Below are 17,662 nucleotides of genomic sequence, written 5' to 3'. Positions count from 1 at the left end.
GCGCTGAACGTAGACCCGTAGCCAAGTATTTTCAACGCCGTGTCAAAAACTCAAGATGCGTCGTCAATTACATTTGATGGGCTGTAGAGTCGGCGCCGTGCCAGCCATCAAGAGCCGTCGTGCCCCCACGAAAGGTGACCAGCGGGAGCAGGCCCTGGTCGACGCCGCCCGGGCGGTCTTCCGGGACAAGCCGATCAGCCAGGTCACCATCGACGAGCTGGCCGGGGCGGCCGGCATCACCCGGTCCGGGTTCTACTTCTATTTCGAGTCCAAGCAGGCGCTGCTCGCCGCGGTCGTCGACCAGGGCATCGCCGAAGCCGACGTGGAACTGGCCGAGTGGCTCGGCTCCGACGGCCTCGACCGGGCGGCGCTGCGGCGCGGGCTGGCGGCCGGGCTGGCCCGGTGGAAGGTCGACGGGCGGTGGCTGCGCGAGGCGTTCCTCGCCCCCGATCCCGGGCCGGACGTCATGCAGGTCCGTGATCGGCTCGTCGACAAGGGCTGCACGCTGTTCAGCGCCCGGATCGAGCGCGACGCCCGGGCCGGCCTCACCGTCGGCGGGTCACCGGCGCTGCTGGCCCGGATGGCGGTCAACCTGCGCAGCACGATGTTCTCCGACGTGTACGCCGACCCGTCCGCCTACAACGAGGACGAACTCCTGGACACCCTGACCGACGCCATCCTGCGCCTGGTCTACGGGGTGAGCCCCGGCGACTCGGCCCGCTGACCTTCCGCCCGTTGCCGGCGCATTCGATCGAGTACGGCGGTGTGGGTGGAGAGATCAGGGTGTCCGATCTGGCGGTCGAGCTCGACCACCTGCTCGAGCTCGACCACCTGCTCGAGCTCGTGGACAGCCTGATCCAGGTCGCCGGTCATTTCGTGAACCATCGCGATGTTGTAGCGAGTGACCGATTCGCCGGCCCGGTAGCCGATCTCCTGGATGATGAACAGGGTCTGCCGGAAGTAGTCGAGTGCTTGCCGGTGGTTGCCCGACCCGATGTGCACCATGCCGATGTTGCTCAGGGTGTCGGATTCGCCGATCAGGTCCCCTGCCTGCCGGTGCAGATCCAGGGCGTGCTGGTAGTCCTGTAGGGCGGCCTGGGGCCGGCCGATCAAACGACGAGCCCACCCTCGCTGGTATAAGGCCGTCGCGTGCGAGCCCAGGGTCAATGTCGAGGTGGCCAGCGACTCGACATCACCGAACCGTGACCAGCTCAACCATGCCCAGCCCAGTCGAGTGCCGCAGTCCTGAGCGATGTCGGCCTGCCGGCCGGCGACCGCCAGACGATGCACCTCGACCCATCTGAGAAGGGCTGCCGGGTCATTCATCGGGGGCGGTCACGTCGAGGACCCAGAGTTTGTGCAGGGAGCGCGCGGCGGCGGCGCATGCCTCGACGTACTCGTCGTCGGTGAGCAGTGGGCGGATCAGTGGGTGCAGGACGTTGGAGACGTAGTAGCGCGGGTGGTGGGTCTCCGGGTCGGTGCCCTCCTCCAGCAGGCCGAGTTGTACGGCCCGTTCGATGTGGCGGGTGGCGTCGGCGTGGTCGTGCAGGGCGTGGACCGTCGCGGCCGGGATCGGCAACTCGACCACGTTGACCCGGGCCAGCATGCGGCGCAGTTCGAGCGGCTGGGACTCGAGGAGCTTGTTCGCCAGGACGGTCTCCCGGCGGAACCGGTCGGCCTCGTCCTCGATGGCGGTCAGCAGGCCCGGCACGTCGAGGGTGGTGTCGGCGGCGATCCGGTTCAGCCAGTCCAGCAGGCGGGGGTTGCCGGCCGCGGCCTCGATCGCCCTGGTCCGGATGGTCGGGTCGATCGTGGACTCGGGACGCAGGTTGGTCAGGTTGGCGACCTTCTTGGCCTGCTCGACCCTGGTCAGGGTCTCCAGGGCGACCGGCAGAACCCGGGTGCCGGCCGGCGCGGGGAAACGATAACGGCTGGTGATGATCACCCGGCTCGGGCTGCCGGTGTCACGGATCGCCTGGAGCAGGGCCGGCAGGATCTCGGCCATCGCCGGGGCCAGCACATGACCTCCGTCGTCGCGGGCGTCGAGATTGCCCACCTCGAAGTCGTCGAACACGAACAGGCACGGGGTACGGCCGAGCGGGCCGTTGCCGTCGAGGAGATACGTCAGCCGTACCGCCAGCGGGGTTTGATCGTTGTCGAGGAGTTTGGTGGCCTCCTCCTGCTGGTCCAGACTGTCGAACCGGATCTTGGTGGTGAGCTCGCGGAACCGGGTCAGGTCGACCCGGCCGAACCAGACGGCACGCTGGTGGGTGGGCATGCGTTCGAGCAGGCGGGAGGCGAGACTGCTCTTGCCGAGGCCGCCCATGCCGGTCAGCAGCAGGGCCTGTGCCTCGTCGGGGCTCCGCAGAATACGCAGGCAGCGCTGGATGACCCGGCGCCGGCCGATGAACTCGGCTCGCGACGCCACCCGCGAGAGCTGCGTCTGCGGGTCGAGGAACTGCTGGTCGGCGGCCCGTACCTGAAGACGCTCGCGGCCTCTGGTGTTGAGCGGCGTGACCATCGGAGCGAGCGGCGAGCGGTCGGCGTAGACCCGCAGCAGATGCCAGTAAGGGCTCTTGCGGTCCTGGTAGAGGTGCCGGCGGGCCTCGATGACGGCCTCGTCGAGCGGGCGGCCGTCGGCCAGGGCCCGGTAGAGTTCGGCGGCGAAATGGGTGGCCGAGACGTCGCCGACCGGCAGCGCCCAGCCGAGCACCGCCGGAGCGCCCGCCGCCACCAGGCTCTCGCTCATCGACGGGAACGCCCCCGCGCCGGGCGCGTCGCCGGTCAGGCAGCCCGACACGAACACCAGCCGGGGCCAGTTGCCCTGCATGGCCCGGGCGATCTGGTCGGCGGTCGCGGTGGCGTTGCCACCGAATTCGTTCTCCACCACGAAAACCGGCTGGCCACTCTCGGTGGTCGCATGGCCGCTGAGATGGAGTACGTCGAAGTAGCCCCGGCCGTAGTCGTTGCTCAGGAAACGCAGGCCCTCGAGGGTGCCGCTCTCCTCGACGACCAGATCGGTGCCGGTACGCCGGGTCGCCGTCAGGATCGCGGCTTCCTCGGCCTCGAAGTTGAGCACTGGCTCGACGCCCTCGGGGGAGGTGGCCATGAACAGCACCCGCAACGGGCGATTACCAGGTGTGACCGGGGTGTTCAGGGCGGCGTGGGTGCCCACCGCCCGCACCGGCAGCAGCGGGCGCGCGGCCACCGCCAGGAACGCCTTGTTCCGGGCCAGGAGCTCCCAGGGGAGATGCCGGAGCTGCTGTTCGGCGGTGATCCGCAGGACGGCGCCGTCCGGGCCGGCCAGGATCCGGTCCAGCCAGCGGCCGTCGCCGTCGAGGAACTCGGCCAGCCTGGTGCCCAGCTCGATCAGGCGGAGCGCGCCGAACACCTTCTGAGCGTCGGCGTCGGTGCTGTAGTCGCGCTCCACCAGGCTGATCAGCTCGTCGACGGCAGCCCGGTCCAGGCCACGGACCTCCGGCCGGCCACCGTCCGCAGACAGCCGCAGCTCGTAGTAGGTGGAGGACTGCTCGAAGATCTCCACCTCGAACGTGGCCATCGCGTTCACTCGTCGTCCGGCCGCATCGCCATGGCGGCTACTGTACGGTTCGTCCGCACCGGGCCACACTGAGCGAACACGACAGATCTGACGGGTTTCCGACTCGCAGGAGGTGGCCGGGTTCGTGGACCGGAGATCGACCGCCGTCGCCCGGTATGCCGAGGTGCACCGGCTCGCCGTGGCCGGCCGGGAGGCCGACATCGCACGCGAGGTGGGCAATCGTCTGTGCACCGCCTGGCTCCGTACCGCAAGATTTGCGGACGTCGAGGCAACGGCCACCGCAACGCTCACGCTGGGCCCGGACACCGTGGCCTTCTATCAGCGGGGTGGGGCCAGATTCGCGACCGGCCGGCCCGGGCCGGCGCTGGAGGACTACCAGCTGGCCCTGATCCGCTTCCGGTGGGCCGGGAACCGCCGCGGCGAAGCCGCCACCCTGAGCAGTATCGGCCGGGTGCACAACGGGCTCGGTGATCTGCACGAGGCGATGGCCTGCTACGAGCGGGCGCTGCCGATCCTGCGGGAGGTCGGCGACCCGGCGGGTGAGGCGACCGCTCTCAACAACATGGGCACCGCCTTCGCCAAACTCGGCGACCAGGAGCGGGCGCTGGCCGTCTACGAACTGGCCCTGGCCATCTCGCGGGAGATCGGCGACCGGGTCGGCGAGGCCGCGACCCTGAACAACATCGGCAGCGGCTACAAGGCACTGCAGGACCTGGAACGCGCGCTGGCCTTCCACGAGCAGGCACTGCGCATCGTGCTGGACACCGGGCACCGGCCGGGTGAGGCGGTCAGCCGGTTCAACATCGCGATGATCCACCGTAAGCGCGGCGACCTGGACGAGGCGATCCACGAGCTCGAACAGGTCGTCGAACTCGACAGGCAGATCGGCCACCCCGACCTGGACGCGGACAACGCCGTGCTGGAGAAGGTCCGGGAGGAGAAGGTGGTACGCGCATGTACCGGTGCCGTCCCGGACGCGGGTTACGTTCCGGGGCATGACCCCACGAACGAGCGGTGACCCCGGCATCGGGGAGCGCATCAGGGCACGTCGCCTGCTTCGCGGTTGGAGCGTGCGGTACGCCGCCAGCCGGGCCGGGCTCTCGCACGCCACCTGGAGCCGGATCGAACGGGGCCGGCAGGCCGCCGACAACAGGTTCACCCTCGCCGACATCGCCACCGCCCTGGAGTGCGCGCCGGCCGAGCTGACGGGTGTTCCGGTCCCGGCGGCGGATCGTGAGGTGGTGGCCGCGCACGCCCACGTGCACGCGATCCGGCAGGCGCTGATCGACACCGACCTGTCCGAGCCCGTCACCAGGGAACCCGGCCCGGTGACCGAGACGGCCCGTACCGTCGCGCTGGTCGACGAGCTGCGGCAGGCGTGCGACTACGCCGGCGCGGCCCGGCTGATCCCGGCCCTGCTGCGGGACCTGCACGCGGCGGCCGGCGGCCCGGACCGTACCGCCGCGATCCGGTTGCTCTGCGATGTCACCTTCATCGCCTCGTCGGTGCTGCGCAACCTGGGCCGTCAGGCCGACGCCTGGCTCGGCGCCGAACGCTGCCGCGACGCCGCCGAGGCCTCCGGCGATCCCACCCTGATCGGGTACGCCGCCTACGCCCGCGCCGCGGCTGCCACCGGATGTGGCTCCTACCAGCGTGGACTCACCCTGGTCGAACGCGCAGTCGACGAGTTGCGCCCGCACGCCGCCGACCCGGGCGCCACCGAGGTGCTCGGTTCCCTGCTGCTGATCGGCGCGCTCGCGAGCCGGGGCTGCGGCCGCCCGGACGACAGTGGCGCCTGGGCGGGGGAGGCCGTCGAACTGGCCGCCCGCACCGGCGAGACCACCACCATGAGCCTGTACTTCGGCCCGACGAACGTCGCCATGTGGCGGATCGGGATCGAAGCCGACGGCGGCGATCCGGGCCGGGCCGCGGAGATCGCCCGCACCACGAATCCGGCGGCCCTGCCGATCGGGTTCCGGCAGGTGTTCTACTACGCGGACACCGCGCGGGCGCTGGCCCGGCTGCGCGGCCGCGACCGGGAGGCGGTCCGTCTCCTGCTCACCGCGGAACGGCTGGCGCCGCAGCACGTGCACACGTCGGCGATGACCCGCGAGACGACCCGGATGCTGCTGGACCGGTCGAACCGCAGCGCCGGCGGCACCGAGCTGCGCGGCCTGGCCGAACGGCTTCAGGTCACCGCCTGAGTCAGGCGTCGATGCGGGCCTGCTCGGCGTCCCGCAGCCGCTCGTAGTGCCCGGCCCGGTCCTGGTCACCGGCCTGCTGCGCGGCCGCGACCGCATCGCGCAGCACCACCACCGGCAGGCGCGGCACGATCGCCGCCTGCCGGTCCGCCTCGGCGAACACCACCCCGGCGAGATCGTCACCGGCTGCGGCGGCAAGCTGGAACAACTCGTGTACGAACATCCGGCCCAGCCCGACCTCGGTCCACCCGGACACGTCGTCCAGCGCCCGGCCGCATTCGCGCAGAGCCGTCCAGGCCGCGCCGAGGTCACCGGCCTGACGTTCCAGCCCGGCCAGGTCCTGCCACGCCGACGCCCGGTCCCAGGCGCTGTCGGCGAACCCGGCCAGCTCCCGCTGCGCGGCCGCCGCCTCGGCGAACGCGTCCAGATCGGCCAGCTGGTAGCGCAACTGCGACAGCGTGCCCCGGTCGCGCGGACGGTTCGCCGACCACCGGTCCAGCCACTCGCGGGCCAGCACCCGGTCACCCGTCACTTTGGCGCGTTCGACCCAGGTCAGCGGATCCTCGGCGGCCGGATCGGCGGGGAACCGCGCCCGCCTGTCGTCGGCCCACTCGGCGATGTCGTCCTCGGACATCGCCGGCTCACCGTCCTCGTCGAGGAGACGTTCCAAAACCTCCTTTTGGTACGGGTGCCCGCTCCCGCGTACGAAATCAATCGTGGTCTGCACCCCGGCGGCGAACAGGTGCTCGACGTCGTAGCCGCACCACGTGTCGAAGTTGGCCCGCTTGAGCTCCCACTGCGTCCAGACGTCCTCGACCTGCCGGTATTCGGCGAGCAGGAACCCGGCCAGCTCAGCCTCGTCGGTGAGCCCCTGGAAGCCGTCCGACCGCCGGCACCGGACCTCCTCGGCGGCCAGCCATCGCACGAGCGCCAGATCCCCGGGCTGCCTGTCGTACTGAAGCGCCCACAGAACCGTTGCCCGCCGCACGTCGTCCCGCAGCTCCGGCCATGCCTCGGCCGACTCCCGCACCCGCCGCAGCTCCCGCCGCCCCGCCTCGATCACGTCACAGACTTCCTGACTCGGGCCAGAACGACCAGTGGGTGTTCGGCGGCCCGGCCGGCGTGTAGCGGCCCGGGTCGCCTGTGGTCAGCACGTCGGCGATCTGTTGATAGAACGGCGACTCGCTGGGCGTGGACTCGAACAGCTCCGGCTGGTGCCACTCGTCGAGGCGCAGCACCTCGGGCAGGTCGGCGGGGATCCGGCGGCGCAGTTCGGTCTCGTCGGCGAGGAGGAGTTCCCGGTGCTCGGGGACGAGCCGGCGCAGCACGTCGATCAGATCCTCGCCGGGCTCGCCCGGCACGGTGATCGTCTGCCCGCGGACCACCAGCGGGGCTCCGGTCCAGCCCTCGGGTTCGTCGCAGTTCTCGACGTCGTCCCAGTTGTCGATCCGGCTGAGGAAGTCCCCGTTGTCGAAACCCGGTTCGCCCGAGGTCAGGCAGTTGCCGAAGACATGCAGGACGTCGATGAGATTCCCGGCCCGCGGCGAATACCCGACCGCCTCGATGATGAGAGCCCACCGCTCGGCGTCACGGTAGGCGTGCAGCCGGACGTCGACGGCGTAGTAGTAGCCGTTGTCCAGGTCCGGGAACAGGAACTCTTCAGCGGCTTCGTCGAACTGTTCGAGGATCTCGGCGGTGCTCACGGCAGCGCAGTGTAGTTGAGGTGGCGTCACGCGGACGGGCGAACCCGTGGCCCGGCCGGGCAGGGATCCGGCCCCGGCGTTCGATGATGAGACGGTGCCGTTCTCTTTCGCCGTGCGCCTGGTCTGTCTCCCGGCCGTCGCGGTCACGCTGCTCGCCACCCTGACCGCGCCCGCACTCGGAGAGAGGCCCGATCCGGTCCGGCAGGCCGCGCTGGAGCTCACCCCGACGGCGGTCGGGCGGATCGCGGTTGGCGGGTCGGCCAAGGCCGCGGAGAAGATGCTGCGCCGCACCCTCGGGCCGCCCGACCGGGCGATCGACAGCAAGGGCTGCGAGCTGGACGCCACGGCCGACCCGCGCCGTACCCTGACCTGGGACGCCCTGACGGTGAGTCTCGCGCCGGCCGGTGCGGGCCGCCTGGTCGGCTGGACGATCGGCGCCGGCCGGATCCCGCCGCACGTGACGCTCCCGCACGGGGTCACCACCGCGACGACCGTCCGCGAGGCGGTCCGGGCGATCCCCGGCGCCAAGACCCAGTGGGACGAGGTGTTCCAGATGTACTGGATCACCGCCCCCGCCGAGCCGTCGATGATGTGGGCCGGCGACCACGAGGACGGCTCCGGCCGGATCGCCTACATCACCAACGCGTTCGAACCCTGCGAATAGCTCCGCACGCATCGATCAGTCGAGGCAGAACTCGTTTCCCTCGACGTCCTGCATCACGATGCAGGACTCGTTCTCCTCGTCGGCGACCAGCACCTGGAAGACCGTCGCCCCGAGCGCGACGAGCCGCTCGCTCTCGGCGGTGAGCACGGCGAGCCGTTCCGCCCCGACCAGCCCGGTGCCGACCCGCACGTCGAGATGCACCCGGTTCTTGACGATCTTGCCCTCCGGGACCCGCTGAAAATACAGCCGCGGCCCGTCACCCGCCGGATCCATCGCGACGGCCGAGCCGCCTTGCGGTTCATCAGGCTGCGGTACGACATACCCGAGCACCTCACACCAGAAGCGAGCCACCCGCCCCGGATCCGCGCAGTCGAACGTGACCTGAACCTTCCGTACCGTCCCCATTGATCCACCCTATCCGCGCGGGCGGACGGTCAGGGGCAACCCTGTTCCGGTCCGGGGGTGGGCGGGCCCGGCTCGGCGGCGTCGTCCGCCCACGTCACCTGCCACACCGCCGACCGGCCGCCGCCGGTGACCCGGTAGATCGCGGCCCGGCCGGCGAAACACAACCTGTCGACGACCGCCTCGGGCATCTGGAGGACCAGCTTGGTCGGTGGGGCGGTTTCGAAGTCAGTGCCGCCGGCGATCACTTCGAGCTGGTCACCGGCCGGCTCGTGGTCGGCGAGGCACCGCATGATGAGGAACATCTCGGCCCGGCCGTCCCCGTTCAGGTCGTAGTGGTCCCGGCGGACCACTTCGACGTCGCCGAGGCAGCTGACGTCCCGCTTGCGGACCGAGCCCCAATCGATCTCCGCGGCGGTCTCCGATGTGCCGGAGAAACAGCCGGCCGGCAACATCAGAGCCGCGACCGCGGCCGCGCATCCCAGACGACGCATCCCCTTGACCCCTTTCGCTCCGGTACGGATTCGCGTTCCAGAGTGGGTGGGCCGGGACGGCGTGGGCCAGGGGCTCGTTGTCAGTTGCCAGTCGCCTGCCAGCCGGCGATCAATCCAGCACCGCCCGATCGGTCTCGCGATAGGCGACCTCGGTGCCGTCGAAACGCACCGCCGTCCAAGCGAAGAATGCGCCGGTCCCGGTGATCAAAAGGTCGCCCCAATGGTTGTCGGCGGCATATTCGGTCTGGAAGCCGAGGCGTCGTTCATCCGATTCCCGCCCGATCCCGATCGTGAGATCGACCCGATGATGATGCGCGGCCAGCCAGTCGAGGCCCTTCTCCCCGTGGAACCGCCCCCACGCCGCGTGTGACCGCGGCGAGTACCGCAACTCGATACGCCCGATGATGTGCCGTTTCGCGGCGAGGGACACCCGCGCGATCTGCACGGTGACCGCGTCGACATCGCATCCGGTGTCCATCGGGTCGCTGCCGTCGGCCAGTTCCTGCGTCGGCCAGGCCGATGACGGATGTTCCTGGCCGGCCGCGTAGATCAGCCGCCACCGGCGTTCCCACGCCTTCTCCTCGTCGTCGGAGACGCCGCACGCCCGGACGATGGCCAGGGTCACCGGCAGGGACGGGAGTTCGGCGCCGAGTTCCGCCGCCCAGACCGTGGTGTGTGACAGGAATGCGAGCCGGGCGAGGGCGCGCTGACTGGTGATGCCGGCCGACAGCCGCAGTTTTCGCAGGTCCTCGGCGAATCCTCGAACAGCAGAGATCGTCATCAGCCGCTCCGGGGTGAGTTGACTGTTGCGTCGATTTCATCCCGGCGCCACCGTCGGTGGCAACCAGTTGGCAACCTGCCACCTGATCTCTTTTTTCGACCTTGCCGATCTGGGAGTCTGACGGCTCGCCCGTCGAGGCAAGGAATGGTCATGAGAATTCCGATGTACTGCCGTGTGCTCATTTCGATCGTCGCGATCTCTTTCGCGTCCGCCGTGTCCCCGGCCCCGGCCGCCGCCGACATCAGCGGCTACCGGGTGACCGGCACCGGTGGCGTGGGGCTCAAGGTCCGGCCCGACCCGTACGACCCGGCGGCGCCGCCGATCACGGTGCTGGCCGACGGCACGGCGTTCACCGCGATCTGCGCGGTACGCGGCCGTGACGTGCTCGGCAACAACGTCTGGCACCTGATCAGCGCGCCGGTCCGGGGCTGGATCGCCGACTACTACACCACGACTCCCGGCTTCAATCAGTACCTGCCGGGCGAACCGGAGTGCTACCACCGCACCGCCGCCCGGGACTGGGCCGTCGCGCACTATGCGGACGCCGAGCGCTATCCGGGCAACGACTGCACCTGGTTCGTCTCGCAGGCGCTCTGGGCCGGTCAGCTGGCGCGGACCGGGAACTGGACCGATCAGCCGTCGCCGACGGTCCCGGCGATCCGTGCCGACGCCCTCAAGAACGCGCTGATCCAGGCCGGTTACGCGACGATCCGGGAGGTCCAGTGGACCGACGTCACGGCCGGCGGCGCCCAGCTCGGTGACGTCATCGCCTACGACTGGGCCGGCGCACCCGACGGCGTGATCGACCACGTCGCCATCGTGACCGCCCTCGACGCGCAGCGGGCGCCGTCGGTGACGCAGCACAGCCTGGCCCGGCTCAACCGCTACTGGTCGTGGGATCCGGGCGCGAACGCACCGATCAGCCAGAGTCGTCCGGGCTCGCGCGTCTACCTGATTCAGATTCGGCTATGACGGCTCGCCCGGCCGGACCAGGCCGGATTCGTAGGCGTAGACCACCGCCTGGACGCGGTCGCGGAGGCCGAGTTTGTTGAGGATCCGGCCGATGTGGGTCTTCACGGTGGCCTCGGCGACCTGGAGGCGGCCGCTGATCTCCAGGTTCGACAGGCCCTGCGCGACCAGCAGCAGGACCTCGTGTTCCCGGTCGGTGAGGCTGTGCGGGCCGGAGATGCCCTGCTCGTCGGGGGTGAGGCGGCCGGCGAAGCGGTCCAGCAGCCGCCGGGTCACCCGGGGCGCCACCACCGCGTCGCCGCCGGCCACCACCCGGATCGCTTTGAGCAGGTCGTCCGGGGGCACGCTCTTGAGCAGGAAGCCGCTCGCCCCGGCCTGCAGCGCGGCGAACGCCTCCTCGTCGGTGTCGAACGTGGTCAGCACCAGCACCCGGGGCAGCGGCCCGGCGGCGCAGATCCGCCGGGTCGCGGTCACCCCGTCCAGCACCGGCATCCGCAGGTCCATCACCACGACGTCGGCCGGTGTGGTCCGGAGCAGGCGCAGCGCCTCCGCGCCGTCCCCGGCCTCACCCACGACGGTCATGTCGGCCTGATAGTCGAGGACCATCCGGAACCCGGCCCGGACCAGGTGCTGGTCGTCGACGAGCACCACCCGGATCATGCCGGCACCGCCCGTGCCCCGCTGAGCGGCAGCCCGGCACGGACCCGCCAGCCGCCGTCGGGCAGCGGCCCGGCCTCGAACGTCCCGCCGTGGAGCGCGACCCGCTCCCGCATCCCGACCAGCCCGTGGCCACCGCCGGCCGGACTCTCCGGCCGGGCGCCCGCCGGTGTATCGGTGACCTCGATGTCGATGTGGCCGGGGCGGTAGTCGACGGTCACCGCGGCGGCAGAGCCCGGTCCGGCGTGTTTCCGGGTGTTGGTGAGCGACTCCTGCACGATCCGGCACACCGCGAGCGCCACGCCGCCCGGCACGTCCGGCGGGGTGCCGTGCACCGCCAGGGTCGTGACCAGACCCGCGTCGCGGGCCCGCTGCACGACCGCTTCGATCTGATCAAGAGCGGCGGGGGCACGGTCGGACGCCTCGCCTCCGTCACTGCGCAGCATCTCGACGAGCTGACGGATCTCGTCCAGGGCGTCCGCCCCGGTGGTCCCGATGGTCCGCAACGCCTCACGCACCCGCTGCTGGTCGTGGTCGAACGCGTACGCCGCCCCGTTCGCCTGCAGCACGATCACCGACAGTGAGTGGGCGACGATGTCGTGCAGTTCCCGGGCGATCCGGGCCCGTTCCTCGGCGACCGCGATCCGCGTGTTGTCCCGGCGTTCGCGTTCGGCGCTGAGCCGGCGTTCGGCCGTGCTGGCTCGCAACTGGCCGAGGTAGCGCACGCTGAGCCCGGCCGCCCAGACCACGCCTCCGTAGCCGATCACGACCCCGAAGCTGTTCGCGATGTCGTGCAGGGTGATCCCGCTCAGCCCGCCGCCGACGTTGTTCTGTAGCGGGAGCACCACCGCGGCGGCCAGCGACGCGGCCACTCCACCGGCCACCGCACGCCGCAGGGTCGCCTCGTGCACGATGACCGCCCACATCGCGAGGGCGAGCGTGATCAGCAGCATGCCCTCGTGCAGCTGGGTCTCGTCGACCTCGACCGTCGCCGTCGCGACGGCCAGCGCCGACACACCGGCCAGCACAGCGAGCGGGTACCGGCGGCGCCACAGCAGCACCGTCCCGGCGAGCAGGCCGAACGCCAGCCCACCGGCCCGGAACTGATGCCACCACCAGGTGGCCAGGACGACTACGAAGGCCGAGACCAGCAGATCGGCCGGCGAGGGACGTAGACGAACCGGCATGCCGATCAGACTAGGACGTTCACTCACTGCGCAGTTCCTGGACCTGCAACAGCCGGAACAGCAGGGGCAGCCCGGCCGCCGTGACGGCCATGATCATCGCGGCGACCGTGGCGGTCACCAGGCTGATCGCCGGCCAGTCGATCGTGACCGGCGCCCGGGTGGCGGCGAGCAGCACCGCCGACAGGGTGCCGCCGACCAGCACCGCCAGCAGGAGCCCGGCCGACGCGGGGATGGCGATCTGGTAGAGCACCGACGCCGACAGGGTCCGCCGCCGGGTGCCGAACGCGGCGAGCACCGCCAGCAGCCGCCGCCGTTCGCGCAGCTGTTCGGTCACGTTGACGAGCATGCTCGCGCCGATGAAGAGCAGCAGCAGCACCGCGCACGCCTGGACCACCTGGCGGGCCCCGGCGAACTGGTTGCCGATCCGCTGGTCGCCGAAGAGTTGCAGGGGAGCGGCCGGGGCGAGCCGGGTCATCGTGTTGCGCACCTGTTCGATGGCGTCCGGCCGGGCCGGGTCGAGCCGGATCAGGTGACCGTCGGTGGTCAGGCCGGACAGGTCGGGGCGGATCTTCAGCGCGCCCGGGGTGGCCAGGTACGGCATCGGCCCGGCCTCACCCGGGTAGAGCGTGACCTCGGGCAGGTTGTCCGGGACCGTCCACGAGGAGAGCGGGACGTTGCCGTCGGCGCCGAAGAACGCGGTGCCCGGTTCCTGGACGATCTTGTCCCAGCCCGGCATCACGGCCGCGAAGGCGTCACCGTCGGTGCAGGAGGGCAGTGGGGCGTACTGCCGGAGGACTTCGCAGTCGCCCACCCGTACCATCGCGCCGTTTTGATCTTGAGAATCGGTCTGGAGATAGCCGTAGCCGGACAGGCGCACCGCCTCGACCCCCGGCGTGCCCGTCAGGGCCGCCGGCCATCCGGTGCCGTCGGCGCCGTTGGTGTAGGCGACCGCCTGGAACCGTTCGGCCGGCGCCTGCGCCCCGCCGGTCGCCGCGATCGACGCGCCGAGCAGCCCCTGAACAGCGATGATGCCGGCGACCGACACAGCGATCCCGGAGACCGAGCGGACCGCCGTGTCGCTGTCCAGCTGCAGCCGCCGCACCCCCAGCTGCCAGGCCACCCCGCCGCCGCCGAGCCGCCGGACCAGCGCCTGAACCAGCCACGGCAGCAGCACCACGACCCCGGTCAGCAGCAGGATCGCCCCGGCCGCCAGCTGCCCGCGGGTACCGTCGCCGATCTCCTCCGGCAGGCCGCCGGCCAGCGGATACAGCAGCGCCAGCCCGGCCGCCGGCGGAACCAGCCGCCACCAGAGCCGCCGCCGGCGCGGCACACTCTGCCGGACCACGCCGAGCGGTTCGATTACCACCCGGCGCAGCGCGGCCAGCGTCACCAGCACGGCTCCGGCCGGCACCAGCAGCAGGATCAAAACCAGCAAGATCAAAACCGGGCGGAGATCCGTGGGGTACGGGCTGAAGTCCGCCGGCAACAAGGTCCCGACCGCGGTTCGCAGCCCGAGGAAGACCGCACCGCCGGCCACGAGTCCCAGCAGCGCGCCGACCAGGGTGTCCCCGGCCGCGATCAGCCTGGTCATCCGGCCGTCCGCGCCGACCAGCCGGATCGCGGCGAGCTGCCGTTCCCGGGTCTCGCTGCCGAACCGCACCGCCGTGGTGACGAACGCCAGCACCGGCATCAGCATGATCGCCGCACCGATGATCGCGAGCACCACGATCGCCGCGTCCGTCGACGGCGGCCGCCCGTCCCCGAACGAGCTGATCCGCTCGGCGCCGTCGTCGCCGGTCAGCGTGCCGGACCCGGCGTAGAACCACATCTCGTCCGGCCCGGACAGGCCCTCCGGCGCGATCGTCCCGGCCACCCGCGCCGACCAGCGTTCCGGCAGCACGGCGCCGCCCGGCCCGGCGATCAGCTCGGCCAGCGCCGGGGACACGAACATCTCACCGGCCGCCGGAACCCGGTCCAGGCCCGGCGGAACCGGCGGGCGGTCACCGTCCGGGCGCAGGATCCGGCCCCGGACCGGCTCCTCCCGGAACCGGCTCTCCACGGCCAGGACCAGCAGGGTGCCCGGCCCGGCCGACTCGGCGACCGCGCCCGAGGCCCGGTCGTTGCGCCGCTGTTCCCGGGCCGCGACCGCGGTCGGCGCGGCCGCCAGCACCAGCAGCATCCCCACCCCGAGCCCGACCCCGGCGGCGATCAGCGCCAGCCGCAGCCACCCGGACCGTCCACCGGCCACACTCAGCCGCACACCCAGCAGCAGCGCGGTGACCAGCTCAATGCGGCGGCTTCGCTGCGCGGTCATCGGTCGGTCGTCGTGCTCGTTGCGGTGCCCTCGCTGCGCGGTCATCGGGCGGCCGCCATGTTCACGTTCGCGCCGTCGTGGAACGCGACCACCCGGTCGGCGGCCGCGGCGATCCGGTCCTCGTGGGTGACCAGCACGACCGCGCTGCCGCGCTCCTTCGCCGCCGCCACCAGCAGCCGGATCACCTGCTCGCCGTTGCGGGAGTCGAGCGCGCCGGTCGGCTCGTCGGCGAAGATCACCCGCGGGGTGCTGATCAGCGCGCGGGCCACCGCGACCCGTTGCCCCTGCCCACCGGACACCTGACCGGGCCGTTTGCCCGCCACCTCGGCGACCTGGAGCCGGGCCAGCAGCTCACCGGCCAGTTCCTCGGCCCGGCGGCGGCGGGCCCCGGCCAGCCGCAGGGGTAGCGCGACGTTCTCCAGGCAGGTCAGCTCGGGCACCAGCTGTCCGAACTGGAACACGAAACCGAACGCGTCCCGCCGCAGTGCGCTGCGCTCCCGGTCACCGAGCTCGCTGAGGTCATGGCCGTCGTAGGTGATCCGGCCGGCATCCGGCGCGAGGATCCCGGACAGGCAGTGCAGCAGGGTCGACTTGCCGGAGCCGGACGGCCCGGTCAGCGCGACCACCTCACCGGGAAAGACCTGCAACGACGCACCGGTCAGGGCCTGGGTGGCGCCGAACGACTTGGTGACGTCGTCGGCGGCGAGAAGGGGTTGGGTAGACACGTGAACGACGCTAGGCAGGCACCAGCGGTGCGGCGTCCACCCCGATGATGAACCCGGGCGTACGACTTGAGTCGTACTCATGACCTCCCGGTATGCCGTGCCGCTCGGCGGGCCGGGGAGGCACACCGGAATGGTGTGCCTCCTGCTGCGGCGTACCCGCTGAAGGTTTGTCAGCCGACCTCGGCCAGATAGGCGGCGGCCTTCTCCGGGTCGACGAACCAGTTGAGGAAATCGTTGGGGTCGACGAAGCCCGCGGCGAAGCGGCGGGCGATCTGCTCGTTCTGCGAGGCCGCGCCGAGCAGCTGCTGCACGTGCGGCGGCAGCGGCTGGAGCATGGCGTTGGTCCAGCCGGTGACCGCCGCGCCGTGCGCGGTCCAGAAGCCCTCGAACGTGTCGGTCATCCACTGCTCGTCGAACGGCTGGTCGCCGCGGGCCAGGATCGCCTTCAGGTAGTGGTCGGCCGCCTTGGCCGCGGTGTTGCTGCCCTGGCCGGTGATCGGGTCGTTGGCGATCACCACGTCGGCCAGGCCGAGCACCCGGCCGCCGCCCGGCAGGTGCGCGACCGGCCGGCGCACGGTCGGCGTGTACCGGCCGTGCAGGGTGCCCTTGGCGTCGGTGAGCTGCACGTTCCGGGCGCGCTCGGCCACCCACGGCAGGTATTCGCGGATCAGCCCGAGGGTGAGCTCGAGGTGCTGCTCCGGGACCATCCGGCCGTTGTGCCCGGCCCAGCGGTCCAGCGGCCCGCCCGGCACGGCCTCCCAGAACAGGATGTCGCACGGGCCGGAGTGGGTCAGGCCGGGGATGACGAACAGCTCGCCCAGGCCGGGGATGGCGTGGAAGCCGACGTGCGGCACCGGCCACTTCGGGTCCGGTTCGAGCCCGTGCACGTAGGCCACGGCCAGGCCCCGCTGCGGCTCGGTGTACGGCGACCGGCTCGGGTCCCGGTCGAACATCGCCACCAGATCGCCCTTGCCGGCCGCCACGATGGTCAGGTCGTAGCGGCCCAGCTGGGTGATCGCGTCCAGGTCCTGGGTGGTGACCGCGTTGTAGATGACGTCGACGCCGCGCTCCTGGGCGTCCTCCAGCCAGCGGGCCATCTTGACCCGCTGGTCGGTCGACTTGGCCGGTTTGTCCAGCGGCGCGATGATCTCCAGGGCGAGCTGGCCGGGCGGGGCGGCGAGGGTGGGCCGCAGGCCGTGGATCGGCGGGGTCTCGTCCTCCCAGTGGTTGAGGCCGTACGCCCGCTCGGTCTCCAGGGCCATGTCGAACATCGCCTGGGTCGACATGACCCAGCCGGTGCGGATCTCGTCGGGGGTGCGCGCCGACATCAGGGTGACCTCGTAGCCCTCGGCCCGCAGGCTCAGGGCGAGCTGGAGACCGGCTTGGCCGGCCCCCACGATGAGAATGTTGCGCAAGATAATCCGCCTCCTGTTGAGCTCTTCCGTCTATCCGATGGCCTGTTTCGCCGCGTGGTCCACGACGGCCAGCAACGCTCGGGCGACCTTGCGGGCGTCACGGATGTCGGCGGCGATCAACGGCACGTGTGCGGGCAGCGCCAGCGCGTCCCGCACCTCGGACAGCTCGTGGGTGGCAACTCCATGGAACAGATTCACACAGACGACCCACGGTACGTCCGCATCGTTCTCGAAGTAGTTGACGGCGGCGAAGGAGTTGGCCAGGTTGTTGGTGTCGACCAGGACCAGCGCGCCGACCGCGCCGCGGACCAGGTCGTCCCACATCGGCCAGAAACGGGGCTGGCCGGGCGTGCCGAACAGGTAGAGCACCAGGGTCTCGTCGATGGTGACCCGGCCGAAGTCCATGGCCACGGTGGTGGTCACCTTGTCGATGCCCGGATCGAGGCGGTCGATCTGGGCGGCGGCCGCGGTCATCCAGGACTCGGTGCGGATCGCCGGGATCTCCGAGATGGCGCCGACCGCGGTGGTCTTGCCCACCCCGAAACCGCCCGCGACGACGATCTTCGCCGAGGTCATCTGGCTCATCCGTAC

General features: G+C 71.2%; 18 protein-coding genes. 5 read left to right on the top strand and 13 right to left on the bottom strand.

Annotated features, from left to right (window positions below; all coding sequences use genetic code 11):
• Positions 1-97: 97 nt before the first annotated feature.
• Entirely contained in the window at positions 98-724 is a 627-nt protein-coding gene (locus AB0E94_RS46745) for a TetR/AcrR family transcriptional regulator (RefSeq protein WP_360341146.1), read from the top strand.
• On the opposite strand, the gene AB0E94_RS46740 is transcribed toward AB0E94_RS46745, so the two are convergent.
• Together AB0E94_RS46740 and AB0E94_RS46735 are read right to left on the bottom strand one after the other, a co-directional pair.
• A complete protein-coding gene (locus tag AB0E94_RS46740; protein WP_360341144.1) occupies positions 691-1,290 on the bottom strand; it encodes a tetratricopeptide repeat protein in 600 nt (199 codons plus the stop codon). The genes AB0E94_RS46745 and AB0E94_RS46740 overlap by 34 nt on opposite strands.
• Before the next feature lie 28 nt (positions 1,291-1,318).
• Positions 1,319-3,559: a CHAT domain-containing protein gene (locus tag AB0E94_RS46735; protein ID WP_360341141.1), complete on the bottom strand. Its 2,241-nt coding sequence runs from the start codon at positions 3,557-3,559 to the stop codon at positions 1,319-1,321.
• Positions 3,560-3,683: 124 nt separating this feature from the next.
• Here AB0E94_RS46735 and AB0E94_RS46730 point away from each other — a divergent pair, with 124 nt between their 5' ends.
• Together AB0E94_RS46730 and AB0E94_RS46725 are read left to right on the top strand one after the other, a co-directional pair.
• Entirely contained in the window at positions 3,684-4,577 is an 894-nt protein-coding gene (locus AB0E94_RS46730; protein ID WP_360341138.1) for a tetratricopeptide repeat protein, read from the top strand.
• Positions 4,555-5,763 carry a helix-turn-helix domain-containing protein gene (locus AB0E94_RS46725; protein WP_360341135.1) on the top strand — a complete coding sequence of 403 codons (1,209 nt, stop codon included), beginning with the start codon at positions 4,555-4,557 and terminating at the stop codon, positions 5,761-5,763. Before AB0E94_RS46730 ends, AB0E94_RS46725 begins: the two co-directional genes overlap by 23 nt.
• Position 5,764: 1 nt before the next feature.
• Here AB0E94_RS46725 and AB0E94_RS46720 read toward each other — a convergent pair whose 3' ends face one another.
• Positions 5,765-6,823 (bottom strand): hypothetical protein, encoded by a 1,059-nt coding sequence (locus AB0E94_RS46720; protein WP_360341132.1) that lies wholly within the window; start codon positions 6,821-6,823, stop codon positions 5,765-5,767.
• Position 6,824: 1 nt separating this feature from the next.
• Positions 6,825-7,463 carry a hypothetical protein gene (locus AB0E94_RS46715; RefSeq protein WP_360341129.1) on the bottom strand — a complete coding sequence of 213 codons (639 nt, stop codon included), beginning with the start codon at positions 7,461-7,463 and terminating at the stop codon, positions 6,825-6,827.
• 94 nt (positions 7,464-7,557) lie between these two features.
• Between AB0E94_RS46715 and AB0E94_RS46710 the strand changes: the two genes are divergently transcribed.
• On the top strand, positions 7,558-8,127 hold the full coding sequence (locus tag AB0E94_RS46710; protein ID WP_360341126.1) for a hypothetical protein: 570 nt from the start codon (positions 7,558-7,560) through the stop codon (positions 8,125-8,127).
• A 15-nt stretch (positions 8,128-8,142) separates the two neighbouring features.
• Here AB0E94_RS46710 and AB0E94_RS46705 read toward each other — a convergent pair whose 3' ends face one another.
• From AB0E94_RS46705 to AB0E94_RS46695, 3 genes are all read right to left on the bottom strand, one after another.
• On the bottom strand, positions 8,143-8,532 hold the full coding sequence (locus tag AB0E94_RS46705) for a VOC family protein (protein WP_360341123.1): 390 nt from the start codon (positions 8,530-8,532) through the stop codon (positions 8,143-8,145).
• Between the two features lie 29 nt (positions 8,533-8,561).
• On the bottom strand, positions 8,562-9,023 hold the full coding sequence (locus AB0E94_RS46700) for a hypothetical protein (protein WP_360341120.1): 462 nt from the start codon (positions 9,021-9,023) through the stop codon (positions 8,562-8,564).
• A 109-nt stretch (positions 9,024-9,132) separates the two neighbouring features.
• Positions 9,133-9,804 (bottom strand): helix-turn-helix domain-containing protein, encoded by a 672-nt coding sequence (locus tag AB0E94_RS46695; protein ID WP_360341117.1) that lies wholly within the window; start codon positions 9,802-9,804, stop codon positions 9,133-9,135.
• Between the two features lie 150 nt (positions 9,805-9,954).
• On the opposite strand from AB0E94_RS46695, the gene AB0E94_RS46690 reads away from it, so the two are divergent.
• Complete coding sequence (locus tag AB0E94_RS46690) at positions 9,955-10,776, top strand: amidase domain-containing protein (RefSeq protein ID WP_360341114.1); 822 nt, start codon at positions 9,955-9,957, stop codon at positions 10,774-10,776.
• Here AB0E94_RS46690 and AB0E94_RS46685 read toward each other — a convergent pair.
• From AB0E94_RS46685 to AB0E94_RS46660, 6 genes are all read right to left on the bottom strand, one after another.
• Positions 10,771-11,433, bottom strand: coding sequence for a response regulator transcription factor (locus tag AB0E94_RS46685; RefSeq protein ID WP_360341111.1), 663 nt, complete (start codon positions 11,431-11,433; stop codon positions 10,771-10,773). The genes AB0E94_RS46690 and AB0E94_RS46685 overlap by 6 nt on opposite strands.
• Positions 11,430-12,617 (bottom strand): histidine kinase, encoded by a 1,188-nt coding sequence (locus AB0E94_RS46680; protein ID WP_360341108.1) that lies wholly within the window; start codon positions 12,615-12,617, stop codon positions 11,430-11,432. The genes AB0E94_RS46685 and AB0E94_RS46680 overlap by 4 nt, the downstream gene beginning before the upstream one ends.
• Positions 12,618-12,636: 19 nt before the next feature.
• On the bottom strand, positions 12,637-14,931 hold the full coding sequence (locus tag AB0E94_RS46675; protein WP_360341105.1) for an FtsX-like permease family protein: 2,295 nt from the start codon (positions 14,929-14,931) through the stop codon (positions 12,637-12,639).
• Positions 14,932-14,972: 41 nt separating this feature from the next.
• Positions 14,973-15,656 (bottom strand): ABC transporter ATP-binding protein, encoded by a 684-nt coding sequence (locus AB0E94_RS46670; protein WP_360341102.1) that lies wholly within the window; start codon positions 15,654-15,656, stop codon positions 14,973-14,975.
• Between the two features lie 170 nt (positions 15,657-15,826).
• The gene (locus AB0E94_RS46665; protein ID WP_360341099.1) at positions 15,827-17,071 is read right to left on the bottom strand and encodes a styrene monooxygenase/indole monooxygenase family protein; all 1,245 of its coding nucleotides are present in this window, start codon (positions 17,069-17,071) and stop codon (positions 15,827-15,829) included.
• 30 nt (positions 17,072-17,101) lie between these two features.
• A complete protein-coding gene (locus AB0E94_RS46660; RefSeq protein ID WP_360341179.1) occupies positions 17,102-17,656 on the bottom strand; it encodes an ATP/GTP-binding protein in 555 nt (184 codons plus the stop codon).
• Positions 17,657-17,662 lie beyond the last annotated feature (6 nt).

The organism is Actinoplanes sp. NPDC026670 (genome assembly GCF_040638175.1).
GTDB lineage: Bacteria > Actinomycetota > Actinomycetes > Mycobacteriales > Micromonosporaceae > Actinoplanes.
Note: the sequence above shows the minus strand (reverse complement) of the source record. Positions and strands in the feature narration are given on the sequence as shown.